This window comes from Paenibacillus sp. LS-5 (genome assembly GCF_056121505.1).
This window is the reverse complement of the sequence record NZ_JBWAVA010000009.1, coordinates 1-13929: the sequence shown is the minus strand read 5'-3', so window position 1 is coordinate 13929 and position 13929 is coordinate 1. Positions and strand designations below refer to the sequence as shown.

Below are 13929 nucleotides of genomic sequence, written 5' to 3'. Positions count from 1 at the left end.
AAAGCAGCTTGCGACTTTCATAAAATGAAAGTAAAACAAGCCCGCCGGAGGGATCGATATGGAACAGAAATCAGATTTAAAAGGCCGCCGCAAGCAGCGTATCCGTAGCCTGCTGGAGCAGGATGATGCTTCGCAGGGGACTGCTGTACCCCCGTTGTTCGAACTACCTGCCCATACAACAACTTACAAGGAATGGGGAGAAAGAGCCTCACATGATTTTTCCAAGATTCCTGAACCCGACCCAGAGGCCCTATGGAAGCAGCGGCGTAACAACTGGGTGGATGAAGGAGGAGGAGACAAGCCACGGTTTGCTTCGGGCTTTATGCGGAGGACTATTGCGAGCCTCATTGTGTTTGGTGCAGTATGGGGGATCTTTAACGTTCAACAGCCATGGGCATTGAAAGCACAGGTGTTTATTGCCGATGCCCTCACCAAAGATATGGATTTTGCTGCCGCCCAGGTTTGGTATGAGGAACATTTCAATGGAGCGCCGGCGTTTATTCCGATTTTTGGTGATAAAAACCAGCCAGCAGTGAAAGTGAACGCTGCTCATGATCTGAATGCCCCGCTTGAAGGAAGCATTGTCCGTCCTTTTGCAGCAACATTAAGAGGTGTGGAGATTATGCCTGCGGAAGATTCAAACGGTATACTCACGGTGAAAAGTGTAGATACGGGGCGTGTATTATCTGTCGCCAAAGAAGCGGAAGGCGGAATTCGGATTACGGTAAGGCATACGGGGGATGTAACGGCTGAATACGGACATTTGAGCGGTACAAAGCTGGCAACGGATGATTGGGTCCAGAGCGGGGATGCCGTGGGCTGGATTCAGGAACAGGAGAATGCTTCAGTTCCTCTGCTTTTTTTTGCCATTATGAAAGACAAGACTTATATTGATCCCGCTGAAGTGGTATCGTTTGATTAGGATCAGAGGCATTGAACTGTCGCTGCATCCCCTGTTCGTGCTGATTATGCTACTCTCCGTGATTACCGGGCAGTTTCTGGAGCTATTGACGCTGTTCACCATTGTGTTCATCCATGAGCTAGGACATGTGTGTGCTGCGCTGCTCTGCGGAGTAGGTGTGAAATCCGTGCAGTTGCTTCCTTTCGGAGGTGTAGCAGTTATGGAGGATCATGGGCGGCTTAACGCAACACGGGAGATCGGTATTGCGGCAGCCGGCCCTTTGCAGAATCTGATGCTGATATTGATGGCCTACGGACTCCAGCAGACTGGATATGGAAATAGTGGCTTTCTGACTTATTTCATACAGGCCAATGCCATTATCGCGATGTTTAATCTGCTGCCTGTTCTTCCTCTGGATGGCGGTAAAATTTTTCAGGCGACGCTTAGCCTGCTGCTTCCCTATTATGTCACATTGCTATGGTGTGGCCGAGTGAGCATCGCGGCGAGTGTGCTGGTGTTGTTATACTCCATACTGCCGCTGGGTACGGGTGGAGGACTCCGCCTAAATCTCCTGATGATCGGTGCCTTTCTTCTGTATTCTAACCTTACAGATCAGCGGAATTTGCCTTACCGCTTTGTCTCTTTTCTGATGAACAGGGAGGCTGTTTATGAACGCTACCGGCAGTCGGGGAGCGCAGTGCGTCCGATAGTTGCCTTTTCCGCGAAACCTTTGGATGATATATTGCGTCTATTTAAACGTAACCAATATCATTTTATCTATGTAATGAATGAAGATAAAGCCATTGTGGCCGTTGTGCCGGAGCAGAAATTGATCTCATCTTATTTTGGAATGTAATTAGGGACATGATCGTCCAGCTAGAAATGAACTATGGAATTTTGATTCAAACCAGAGGTGAAGCCATGAAACAAATGATCGTTCACTGCTCGCAGCATGTTACCCGGATGGCTCTTCTGGACAATGGGAGCCTGGTGGAATATGCGGCTGAACGTGATCAGCAGCAAGGACTGGTCGGGAGCTACTACAAGGGGCGGGTTATGAATGTATTGCCGGGCATGCAGGCAGCTTTTGTGGACATCGGACAGAAGAAGAATGCCTTTTTATATGTAGATGATGTGCTGCATCCCCATCTGGACAAGCAGCCGGAGGTGAAACCCTCCATTGAAACGCTGCTCGAGCCCGGCCAGGAAATTGTGGTGCAGGTGAGAAAAGAACCGCGGGGCGGTAAAGGTGCACGCGTCACAACCCACTATACACTACCGGGACGCTGGATGGTGTACATGCCCTTTGCAGAATATGTTGGTGTATCCAAAAAAATCAGCCGTGAATCGGAACGCAATAGGCTGAAAGGTATTGGTGAAAGGCTTCGACGGCGTGAAGAGGGGATTATCATGCGTACCGTCTCGGAGGACGAACCCGTGGAGGCAGTGGAAGGCGACCTTTCTTTTCTTAGGGCACAATGGGAAAAGATCATCCGCCGATCTCAGGAGACAGTAGCACCGGCACTGCTTCACTCAGATCTCAGTATTGTCCAGCGCTTTATCAGGGATGCCTTTAATCCGCAGCGCGATGAACTGATGATTGACTCTGGTAAGGCGGTCCGGGAGGCAGAAGCCTTCCTGAATGACATGGCTCCTGGAAAGTACAAGCCTGTAGGGTTCTATCATGGACAGGAATCTATCTTTGCAGCTTACGGGGTGCAGGAGCAGCTTCACAAAAGTTTTGGCAGGAAGATTACGCTGGAGGGCGGGGCAACCCTGATCTGGGATGAGACGGAGGCGTTGACCGTAATTGATGTCAATACCGCCCAGTACACCGGCGGATCTTCGCTCGAGGAGACCGTAACTCGTACGAATATCCTTGCGGCAGAAGAGATCGGACGGTTGATTCGTTTGCGGGATACGGGAGGCATCATCATCATCGACTTTATTGATATGCAGCAGGAGGCGCACCGGCGGATGGTTATGGAACGGCTGGAGGGGGTCATCAGCCGGGACCGCACACAGACGCATATTCTTGGCTGGACACACCTTGGTCTGCTGGAGATGACACGCAAGAAGGCGAGACATGATTCTGCAGGCTTTGCTCCAGTGATTTGCCAATGCTGCGGGGGGACGGGTAAGATTGGTTCGTGGCTGGAATGAAGCCGCTATACGCCCGGAACTCGCTATTTAACTTTTTTGTACCATTGACTGTATGTGATATGTGTGCTATTATCTTCAAGTATGTGTTTGGTTGTTCTAATCCTGCACATGCTGCAACCGCTCCGATCGGGTACATAAGCGCGTTTCCTCCGGGAAATTGCCACCTAGACTAGGCGAGTCTGAGACATGAGGAGGTGCAAGTACAATGTATGCAATTATCGAAACTGGCGGTAAACAATACAAAGTCCAAGAGGGCGACGTGTTGTTCATTGAGAAGCTGGAAGCTGAAGACGGCGCAAGCGTAACGTTTGACCGTGTATTGGCTGTTTCTAACGATGGTGGTCTGACTGCAGGAACTCCGCTGGTAAGCGGCGCGTCTGTAACAGCTAAAGTCGAGAAACATGGTAAGGGTCAGAAGGTTGTAGTCTACAAATACAAACCGAAGAAGAACTACCACAAGAAACAAGGCCATCGTCAACCGTACACCAAAGTAACTATCGAGAAGATTCAAGCGTAAGAAGGTGCGTTAATGATTAACGTACGGATTACACGGGCTTCTGCTCAAGGTGCGATTGTCGGTTTTGCCATTAAAGGGCATGCAGAATACGCAAAGAATGGCAGGGATATCGTCTGCGCCGGCGTTTCTACCGTCACGGTTGGAACGGTGAATTCGATTGAACGTCTGACCGGCGTGGTTCTGGATACTTCGATGAAGGATGGATTTCTTAGCGGGACCCTCGTTCCCATAGATCATCCTGAAGTGTCTGCCAAGGTCCAGCTTCTGCTGGAGTCCATGGTACTTATGCTTGGTGATATCGCAGATTCATACGGGAAGTATATTAAGATACAGGAAGTCATTATTTAAAGAAGGAGGTTGACCAACATGTTGAAATTGGATCTTCAATTGTTCGCATCGAAAAAGGGTGTAGGTTCCACAAAGAACGGACGTGATTCCCACTCCAAGCGTCTTGGCGTGAAACGTGCTGACGGTCAAGCAGTTACCGGCGGCAACATCCTGGTTCGTCAACGCGGAACCAAAATCCACCCGGGAACAAATGTAGGCATCGGTAAAGATGATACTTTGTTTGCTCTGGTTGATGGCGTAGTGAAGTTCGAACGTTGGGGCCGCGATCGCAAAAAAGTGAGCGTGTACCCGGTTGATGTCGCTCCGGTAGCAGCGGCACTGGAAGCGTAAGCTTTCGGAATCAAATTGCAAGTAGAAGCCTCCGGCATGAGTGCCGGGGGCTTTTTTTCAAGAGAATCTGTTTGAATTTGAATTGCTGGTGATTGCAGAGAAACCCTGTGTTATACTGGAAAATGGTAAATATCAAGTGAAGAGAACGGCTAAATGGGCATGAATTTTGCGAACTGAGGGACGGGGAGAAAGAATGAAATCCTGGAAATGGTTAATCTGGGCAGTCATGTTATCCGTATTGTTTCCTTTAGGTCTCTTGTATTGGCGAACTACCCTTTTCACATTTCTGCTGCTAAGCGTATGGATAGCCGCAGTGCTTGCTTTTAGTTCTGTATACAATCGGCGCCATTTTGAAAAGGAACTGCGAATACAGGAGAAGACGCTGCAGCAAGCGGCGAACCGGACACTCAATCATCATCGTCATGATTGGATGAATGATCTGCAGGTACTTTACGGATATATCCAGCTCGGTAAGCCTGATAAATCTCTGGAGTGTGTGGGAAGAATAAAGGAACGGATCGAATTGGACAGCCGTATCGCTAAGCTCGGTATTCCTTCGCTCGTGTTCTATCTGCAGTCTTTCCGAACCTTCAGAAGCGGCTTAGAGCTTGAGGTACAGGTTGAAGAAGGACTGCAGCTCAAGGACAAGCTTGGCGGGGACATGGGTGAAGAGCTTACGCAGGTAATCATGCAGACGGTGAGGGCTTATCAATACAGTGGACTTGCCTTGCATGGCGATACAAGAAAGCTCCGGCTTGGTTTTACACAGGATGGAGGAGACATTCTTATCTCTTTCGAAGGCGACGGTGATCATGGCAATCCCGAGCTGCTACAGGGGCAAATTTATAATATAGTACAAGGGAAAATTATCAAAGCGGAACAGCCTGGAAGTAACAAAAGCTTTGTAGCGTTACGGCTGCCGCTGGAGATGTAAGGAAGGTGAACTAGAATGTTCGTAGATAAAGCTAAGATTTATGTAAAAGGCGGGGACGGCGGTGATGGTCTTGTGGCCTTTCGCCGGGAGAAGTATGTGCCGGAAGGCGGACCAGCCGGAGGTGACGGCGGCCGTGGAGGAGACGTTATTTTCCGGGTAGATGAAGGTTTGCGTACATTGATGGACTTTCGCTATCAGCGCCATTTCAAAGCGGAGCGCGGGGTTAAGGGGCGCAACAAAAGTCAGCACGGAGCGAACGCTGAACACATGATTGTACGCATTCCTCCGGGAACCGTATTGATAGACGATGACACCCAGGAAGTGATCGCCGACATGACCCGGCATGGACAGCAGGTCGTGGTTGCTCGCGGTGGACGGGGCGGACGGGGAAATACTCGGTTTGCCACGGCTAATAATACAGCTCCAGAGCTGGCGGAGAATGGTGAAGAAGGCCAGGAACGCTACATTGTGATGGAACTGAAGGTTATGGCAGATGTAGGGCTCGTGGGTTTCCCGAGTGTGGGTAAATCCACTCTACTTTCGGTCGTGTCCGCTGCTCAACCTAAGATTGGAGCTTACCACTTTACAACCATTACACCGAACCTGGGTGTCGTGGATGTAGGTGACGGCCGAAGTTTTGTCATGGCCGATCTGCCGGGACTTATTGAAGGGGCAAGTGAAGGCGTAGGCTTGGGACATGAGTTCCTGCGTCATGTTGAGCGCACACGGATCATCATTCATGTGGTGGATATGTCCGGTTCGGAAGGCCGTGATCCTTTCGAGGATTGGGTGAAAATTAATGATGAGCTGAGACAATATAATGCGGGGCTTGTTGACCGCCCGCAGATCGTAGCAGCCAACAAGATGGATATGCCTGAATCGGAGGCTAATCTGATTGCTTTCCGTGAGAAGGTATCAGAGCTCCGGCCGGAGATGGAGATTATGCCGATTTCTTCTCTGACCCGTCAAGGAGTTCAGGAACTTCTCTACCGGGCAACAGATATCCTCGATAGTATTCCTGTAGCACCGGTTGTGGAGGAAGTGGCCGAAACCAAAGAACGCAAGGTATACAAGCTTGAAGCTGAAGAGGATAACTCTTTCACTATTACGCGAGACAATGATGCTTTTGTTGTCAGCAGCCCTCGGATTGAGCGGATGCTGAAACGGATGCAGCTCAGTACACACGATGCTATACTGAAGCTTGCCCGCACGTTGCGCCATATGGGTGTGGACGCAGAACTCCGCAAACGGGGTGCTGTGGAAGGAACCATTGTCCGAATCGCTGATTTTGAATTCGAGTTCGTTGAGAACAGCAGCTATTATTAAGCTGTGGATTGACGCATAAATCTCAAACGCCGACTGTGCTTTCCCCGAAAAGGGAGGTATAGCCGGCGTTTTTTGTAGAATTCTAGAGAAGCTGACTTCAATGGCTTTGTGATTAATACGGAACGACAATAGCGATTGATTCCTGATTGGTGACTGGTTACTTTTATGTGGAGCTAAAACTGAAATATCATGGGATTTGTTGTATTCAGTGCCAAATATGAGCTTGCCGCAACGGGTGAGGGCGTTGTATGTGAAAAGTTGTTGCATTATACAGCGGCCATCCCGTATAATGTCCACTATATAAACACAAAAGTCTTTGAGGTGAGGACGTTCGTGAAAGAACGCTATTATTTGGTCCGAGAGGACATATTGCCTGACGCTGTACTGAAGACCATGCAGGTCAAACAGCTGCTTGAGGCGGGAGACGCCAAGACGGTACATGAAGGTGTAGAACAGGTTGGGCTTAGCCGTAGTGCATTTTATAAATATAAGGATGGCATTCATCTGATCCATCAGCTCGAACGGGAACGTATAGTCACAATCTCCATTGATTTGGAGCACGAGTCCGGTATGCTGTCCAAGGTGCTAGGGTCTGTGGCAGTTCATGGTGCCAATGTACTGACGATTCATCAGAGTATTCCGCTGCAGGGGCGGGCCAATGTCGTTATTTCTGTGGAGATATCGCATTTGAACGAAGAGTTGGGAGATATGCTGGACAGTCTAAAGGCAATACCCGGAGTAAAACGGGCCTTAATTATCGGGCAAGGGTGACTTGGCTCGAGAAATTTATGCTTTCGAAGCGAGTTTTATTACGGAGTATAACCAAGAAGTATTGCTTCATAAAACTTAGGCATATGCTTTCGAAGCGAGTTTTATTGCAGAGTATAACCAAGAAGTATTGCTTCATAAAACTTTTAGGAGGATTCAAATGAAGCCGGTCAAAGTGGGGTTACTGGGTCTGGGAACAGTAGGTACGGGCGTAGTCCGTATCGTAGAAGGGAATCAGGAGGATCTGAGCAGCCAGGTGGGTTCGCCGATTGTTATTGAGCGCATTGCAGTGAAGAATACTGAGAAAGCCCGGGATATCGATGTGGATGCCGCTATAATCACCGATGATCCGTGGGCAGTTATCCGTGATCCGGAGATTGACGTTATTGTAGAAGTGATGGGCGGGATCGCCGGAACGAAGGAATATATTCTGGAGGCTTTGGAACGAGGCAAGCATATCGTGACCGCCAACAAAGATTTGATGGCGCTACATGGTTCGGAGATTCTGGCCAAGGCGCAGGAGAAACAATGCGATGTATTTTATGAAGCCAGTGTGGCCGGTGGAATTCCAATTATACGTACATTGATCGAAGGCTTCTCCTCTGATAAAATCGTAAAGATTATGGGCATCGTAAACGGGACTACCAATTACATACTAAGCAAAATGAGTCAGGAAGGCGCATCCTACCTTGATGTGTTGAAAGAAGCTCAGGAGCTGGGATATGCTGAATCAGATCCGACCTCGGATGTGGAGGGCCTGGACGCTGCGCGCAAAATGGCCATTCTCGGCACACTTGGTTTTCGGACCAATGTTGAGCTAAGTGATGTCAGTGTCAGCGGCATCTCTGGTGTGAGCAAGGAGGATATTGCTTTTGCCAAAAGACTGGGCTATGAAATGAAACTACTGGGCATCGCCGAGAGTCACGAAGATGAATTCAGTATTAGTGTGGAGCCCACGATGATTCGGGCAAGCCATCCGATTGCTTCCGTGAACGGTGTATATAATGCGGTATATGTATATGGTCAAGCTGTGGGAGAAACCATGTTCTATGGTGCAGGAGCCGGTGCAATGCCAACAGCAACTTCCATCGTAGCGGATCTGGTGGCCGTTATTAAGAATCTTAAGCTGGGTGTTAACGGGCTGAAACAGATTGTTCCGTACAAACAGAAGAAGCTCAAAAGTGATGAAGATATCTTCTATAAGAATTTCCTGCTGCTGCATGTGGATGATAAAGCAGGGGTTCTAGCCAAAATCACGCAGGTATTTGCTGAGTACGATGTAAGTCTGGATTCCGTAGTACAACAGGCGAATCCTCATAATCCGGACGCTGAGATCATTATCGTGACACACAATGCGAGCAAGGCAAGTATGAATAAAGTAATGCGGCATCTGGAGCAACTTAAGGTTATTCACCGTATTAAGAGCCACTATCGCGTAGAAGGCTGAACCTTGAATCCTCTATGACAGCTCCGCTCCAAAAATAAAGAAGGAGATTTTACCAGCTATGAGTATGTACGGAAGGTCTAGAGTTAAAGTACCCGCCAGTACCGCTAATCTGGGGCCGGGTTTTGATACGCTGGGCATGGCACTATCCCTATATGCCTGGATTGAAATGGAGGAAGCCGCAGAAACTGTATTTCATCTTTATGGAGATGAGATGGCAGGTGTAGCTAAGGATAAGAGCAATTTACTCTACCAGGTGGCACAAATGGTCTTTGCTGAAGCGGGTGTAGAGATTCCCGAGCTTTCCATTACCATGTACTCCGATATCCCGCTTACACGTGGACTTGGAAGTAGTGCATCGGCGATTGTTGGGGGAATGGCAGCAGCAAATACATTGATTGGTTCCCCCTTGAGTCTAGCCAAGCTGTTCGATATGGCAACAGCCCTAGAGAAGCATCCCGATAATGTGGGAGCCTCACTCTTCGGTGGGATTATCACAGCTGTATGGGATGGCAAGCATGCGGAATATATCCGGATTGAGCCTCCCCGTGATCTTGAGGTTCTTGTAGTTATTCCAGAATTCGAGCTTTCTACCACCAAAGCACGTGGTGTGCTTCCATCTGAGATCTCGGTGGGGGATGCTGTCCATAACATCAGCCGGACCTCACTGCTGACCGCTGCCTTGGCCACAGGCCGGCTCGATCTCATCGGCCCTGCCATGCAGGATCGTCTGCATCAGCCTTATCGGGCGCCTCTGGTGCCTGGTATGGGGAAGCTGCTGGCTGAAGCGACAAGTCATGGGGCACTGGGTATTGCCCTAAGTGGTGCCGGACCTACACTGCTTTGTATGGTTGAGCGAAATGGGGACCGTAAGCAGGAGCTGGAGCTTTTTCTAAAACAAACAATGATGGAGCATGGTATTCCCGCTCTAACCTGCTGGCTGTCGCCCTGTACTTCAGGGGTTGTCTCAGAGCTGATCGAAACAAACCAGATGCAAAGTAAGTCATTTTTGGATATGATAAAAGGGGAAAAACAGTTATGAAATCAATAGCAGTGTTGCCGCAGGGTTCAGTCTCACACGAAGCGCTGCTGCATTTATTCGGTGATGAGCCTGTAAATATTGAGCATCATAAGCTTATCTCTGATGTTTTTCTGGCCACAGCTAATGGTGTGACGGACTACAGCGTGATTCCTATTGAGAATACGATCGAAGGTTCGGTGAGTCTGCATATTGACTGGCTCATTAACGAAGTGAACCTGCCAATGCAGGCGGAGTGGATTTTTCCGTCCGTTCAGAATCTGATCAGTAATCCCAAGGAATTCACGGATGCTGAAGGCCGTAAGGATTACTCTAAAGTGGTCAAAATCCTTTCTCATCCTGTTGCCATGGCACAATGCCTGCACTTTATCCGCAATCACGCTCCTTGGGCTGAACTGGAATCGGTCGGAAGCACATCCGAAGCCGTTGAAATTGTGTCTAAGAATCCCGGTAGGGGCTGGGCGGCAATCGGTACAGCGCTTGGCGCAGCGACGCACGGGCTTGAGATAGTAGAGCGGCAGGTTACAGACCATAATAACAATTACACCCGGTTTGTGCTGGTAGGTCATCAGAAGCTGGAACTTCCACGAACAAGCAGTGGTGACAAGACAAGCATTCTTGTGACTCTTCCAGAAGATTTTCCGGGGGCGCTCCATCAGGTGCTGGCTGCATTTGCTTGGCGTCGGCTGAATTTATCGCGTATTGAGTCACGGCCGACGAAGAAGAAATTAGGCACTTATTATTTTTATATTGATGTGCTGGAACCGATAGAATCGGTCCTGCTCCCGGGGGCAATTGAAGAAATCAAAGCCTTGGGCTGTCAGGTGCGGATTCTGGGCTCGTATCCCACATACACCTATGAGGAAGAGAAAGCGGAGGTGCAGTAAGTTCATGGCTGAGCAATGGATCTATCTAGATGGACAACACGTAACGAAGGAAAATGCAAAGGTGTCCGTGTTTGATCACGGATTTTTATACGGAGACGGTATTTTTGAAGGCATCCGTATCTACAACGGCAACATTTTTAAGTGCAAGGAACATCTGGACCGGCTGTATGATTCAGCGAAATCCATCATGCTGGACATTCCGCTGAGCTATGATGAGATGCTGGAAGCCATGGCTGAAACTATTCGTCTGAATGAGATGCGTAACGGATATATCCGTCTGATTGTATCCCGCGGTCCCGGCAATTTAGGTCTGGATCCCCGCCGTTGCCCCAAAGCCAGCGTTATAATTATTGTAGAACAGCTAGCTATTTATCCGGAACAGGCTTACTTGAACGGACTTCGTGCGGTTTCTGTCTCGCAACGCCGCAATATCCCGGATGCGCTGAATCCGAAGATCAAATCTCTGAACTATCTCAATAACATCCTTGTCAAAATCCAGTCCAATCTGGCAGAGGCAGACGAAGCAATCATGATGAATGCTCAAGGGTATGTAACCGAAGGTTCAGGAGACAATATTTTCATCGTCAAAAGAGGCGTTGTCTACACTCCGCCTTGCTATCTGGGAGCGCTTGAAGGTATAACTCGCCTGGCCATTATTGAGCTGTGCGAAAAGCTAGGTTTAACCCTGAAAGAAGAACCGTTCACTATGCATGATGTGTATATTGCGGATGAAGTTTTCTTCACCGGTACAGCAGCCGAAGTTATTGCAGCTCGTGAAATTGACGGCCGGGTTATTGGTGCAGGACATGCAGGGCCAATTACACTGCAGCTGCTTGAAGAGTTCCGCAATGTTGTGGACAAAGACGGTTACAAGGTTTGGGAATAAAACGCGTTTAGAACAAAACCAAATGTTACAGCAAAAATCCTCTCATGCCATGCATGAAAGGATTTTTTTTGTTTAAGGGATGTCAATCGCCTATGGGCTGCATAAGATGTAGTAACGAAGGGGGCGGCTGCTCTGCATATGAGGAAGCAGGGAGGCAGAATACCTAGCAAGGCACTCAGCATCAGAGATTGCAGCTAGGCTATTGTAGTGCACACGCCGTTCATAGAAGTATGAGCCCGCAAAACCTGGCATATGCTTTTCGGAGTTGCGTTTTGAACAAAGTTGGTTCGGGAAGCCATGCGAAATAAATTCTAGCTATGATTTCGAACCGAGTTTTGCGTGAGACGGGGCTTGGGAGTAATGCTCACAAAACTTATAGGAGGTTATTGCTGCGTGAAAATACACATTGTCAAATCCGGCGATACGCTATATGCATTATCGCAAAAGTACGGAGTACCTCTGCAAAAAATCATCGACGCCAATCCACAAATCAGTAATCCGGATGTGCTTGCCGTTGGCGATAAGGTCAAAATTCCAACATCAGCCGTTCAGGTTCCCGAAAACCATGAGGTCTACTACAAACACACTGTTAAGCAAGGGGATACCTTGTGGAAGCTGTCCAAAGCATGGGGAATTACACTAAAGGATATGATTGATGCTAACACTCAACTGAAGAATCCTAATGCACTCCTGGTTGGCGAAATGGTCAATATACCTAAAAAGGGCAACCCTTCTGCTATGGATCCACAATCTGAAGCAACGGCTATAATTGACAAAACAAAACTGGGATCCAAAGATTATACCGGAGTCAAAGAGCAGCCATCCAACGAAGTTTCACCAGCAGTGAATAATGTGCCTCAAGTTGTGCCTGTACAGCCTGAAGTCTCACCTATAATGAACAAAGCACCAGAAGTCTCACCTATAGTGAACAAAGCACCAGAAGTCTCACCTATAGTGAACAAAGCACCAGAAGTCTCACCTATAGTGAACAAAGCGCCAGAAGTCTCACCTATAGTGAACAAAGCGCCTGAAGTTTCACCTATAATGAACAAAGCACCAGAAGTTTCACCGGTTCATGAAAAAATTCATGAAACACAAAGTTTGTTTGTGCAAATTTCAATGCCTACACAGGAAGTCATGAAGCATGAAACGCCTATGGGAAAGTCATATTCAGAAATTCAGCCCACTTTCTGGTATGAAAACAAAGCTCCGTCATGTGGTAACACGTTAGGATACCCCGGTCTAAGTGGAAATCCATATTTCGGGGATTGTCCACCGGCTTATTCGCAATATGAGCCTATGGGTGTAATGGGGATGAACTCAGCTCCAAATTTCGTTCAGCCAGCAAACTATATGCCGGAGTATGCTTCCCCATACGACATGTATCCGGTATCCGATTTTACGGGAGCATGGTATCAGAATTCTACGCCGGAATATCCCAATATCAGTCCTTTCAGCGAGAATTCCTCATATGGTATGCCTCAGTATGAAGAACAGGCCGTTAATTTGCCATGGCCCTCCTGCGGCTGCGGTCCAGCAATGCCGTTACAGCAGGCTCAGCCCTATTCCTATGAGCAGCCGATGATTAATCCATATCCTGACTATATGCAGCAGATGCCAGGGATGATTTCACCTTATGGAGTAGCTGAGGCCCCGCAAGGAAATGTGATATCACCCAATATGTTTACAGCTCCTATGGTCTCGCATATTCCGGCATATCCTATGTATCCGGGCCTAGAGAATGATGCACATAATCGGGTACCTGAGATTCAGGAGCCTGAATTTATTCAGCAGGAAACGATACCATCAGTGGAAGCGGAACTTTCTGGACCAGCAATGAAGAGTAAAGGAGGAACAGCAAAAGCATCTGCAGCTAAAGTGAAAACTTCAGCGCAATCTACTACTTCCAGCCCTAAAACCTCCAGCAAGCAGCGCCCCCATCAGAATTCTCGTAAAGGGGTAACGAAAAAGGGCAGAAATCCATGGATTTCAAACTAACAATCCTTTAGGTTGTCTTTTAAAAGCATACTGACCTGCATTGAATAATGCTGGACAGTATGCTTTTTTCTTGTGGGTATGAAGTCATAAATAGTGATACTAAGTGGCTTAAAGGCTATTTTATATTGGTGAAAATTAATGTTGTATTTAGCAATAGATTCGTGTTATATTATAAATCCAGTCGTAGACAGGTAACAATAGTTTGATGATTGGAGTTATGGATACTTAATCAATATACTAACATGGTTTATTGAAAAAAAGTGTTGCAATTGATTGAAGAACATGATATATTATAAGAGTTGCTGGTGACAAGATAAACGGCGCCGACAACGAGCTTGATCTTTGAAAACTGAACAACGAGTGAGTGGGATTTCACGCAAGTGAGATC

General features: G+C 47.9%; 14 protein-coding genes and 1 other annotated feature. All 14 genes read left to right on the top strand.

The features are described from left to right. Window positions 1-58: 58 nt before the first annotated feature. The 14 genes from AC0MA3_RS14750 to AC0MA3_RS14685 all read left to right on the top strand — a co-directional run bounded on the left by AC0MA3_RS14750 (window position 59) and on the right by AC0MA3_RS14685 (window position 13541). The gene (locus AC0MA3_RS14750; RefSeq protein ID WP_474656719.1) at window positions 59-922 is read left to right on the top strand and encodes a peptidoglycan DD-metalloendopeptidase family protein; all 864 of its coding nucleotides are present in this window, start codon (window positions 59-61) and stop codon (window positions 920-922) included. Beyond that, window positions 915-1757, top strand: coding sequence for a M50 family metallopeptidase (locus tag AC0MA3_RS14745; RefSeq protein WP_474656718.1), 843 nt, complete (start codon window positions 915-917; stop codon window positions 1755-1757). The genes AC0MA3_RS14750 and AC0MA3_RS14745 overlap by 8 nt, the downstream gene beginning before the upstream one ends. A 65-nt stretch (window positions 1758-1822) precedes the next feature. Then, window positions 1823-3064, top strand: a complete 1242-nt coding sequence (locus AC0MA3_RS14740) for an Rne/Rng family ribonuclease (RefSeq protein WP_474656717.1) — start codon at window positions 1823-1825, stop codon at window positions 3062-3064. Between the two features lie 105 nt (window positions 3065-3169). Further along, window positions 3170-3255 (top strand) — a sequence feature (ribosomal protein L21 leader region). A gap of 14 nt (window positions 3256-3269) precedes the next feature. Continuing rightward, complete coding sequence (rplU, locus tag AC0MA3_RS14735) at window positions 3270-3581, top strand: 50S ribosomal protein L21 (protein WP_074086590.1); 312 nt, start codon at window positions 3270-3272, stop codon at window positions 3579-3581. A 12-nt stretch (window positions 3582-3593) separates the two neighbouring features. Continuing rightward, on the top strand, window positions 3594-3929 hold the full coding sequence (locus AC0MA3_RS14730; protein WP_474656716.1) for a ribosomal-processing cysteine protease Prp: 336 nt from the start codon (window positions 3594-3596) through the stop codon (window positions 3927-3929). An 18-nt stretch (window positions 3930-3947) separates the two neighbouring features. Then, a complete protein-coding gene (gene rpmA, locus AC0MA3_RS14725) occupies window positions 3948-4259 on the top strand; it encodes a 50S ribosomal protein L27 (protein WP_020429282.1) in 312 nt (103 codons plus the stop codon). 193 nt (window positions 4260-4452) lie between these two features. Then, entirely contained in the window at window positions 4453-5193 is a 741-nt protein-coding gene (locus AC0MA3_RS14720; RefSeq protein WP_379159829.1) for a Spo0B domain-containing protein, read from the top strand. Between the two features lie 15 nt (window positions 5194-5208). Then, window positions 5209-6519, top strand: coding sequence for a GTPase ObgE (gene obgE, locus AC0MA3_RS14715; RefSeq protein WP_379159832.1), 1311 nt, complete (start codon window positions 5209-5211; stop codon window positions 6517-6519). Between the two features lie 333 nt (window positions 6520-6852). Beyond that, window positions 6853-7290, top strand: a complete 438-nt coding sequence (locus AC0MA3_RS14710) for an ACT domain-containing protein (RefSeq protein ID WP_020429271.1) — start codon at window positions 6853-6855, stop codon at window positions 7288-7290. Between the two features lie 157 nt (window positions 7291-7447). Next, window positions 7448-8734, top strand: a complete 1287-nt coding sequence (locus AC0MA3_RS14705) for a homoserine dehydrogenase (protein ID WP_379159835.1) — start codon at window positions 7448-7450, stop codon at window positions 8732-8734. Between the two features lie 58 nt (window positions 8735-8792). Beyond that, window positions 8793-9773 (top strand): homoserine kinase, encoded by a 981-nt coding sequence (gene thrB / locus AC0MA3_RS14700; protein ID WP_474656715.1) that lies wholly within the window; start codon window positions 8793-8795, stop codon window positions 9771-9773. Continuing rightward, window positions 9770-10657, top strand: coding sequence for a prephenate dehydratase (pheA, locus tag AC0MA3_RS14695; protein ID WP_379159841.1), 888 nt, complete (start codon window positions 9770-9772; stop codon window positions 10655-10657). Before thrB ends, pheA begins: the two co-directional genes overlap by 4 nt. 4 nt (window positions 10658-10661) lie before the next feature. Beyond that, window positions 10662-11543: a branched-chain-amino-acid transaminase gene (gene ilvE, locus AC0MA3_RS14690; RefSeq protein ID WP_379159844.1), complete on the top strand. Its 882-nt coding sequence runs from the start codon at window positions 10662-10664 to the stop codon at window positions 11541-11543. 393 nt (window positions 11544-11936) lie between these two features. Beyond that, window positions 11937-13541, top strand: coding sequence for a LysM peptidoglycan-binding domain-containing protein (locus tag AC0MA3_RS14685; protein ID WP_474656714.1), 1605 nt, complete (start codon window positions 11937-11939; stop codon window positions 13539-13541). Window positions 13542-13929 lie beyond the last annotated feature (388 nt).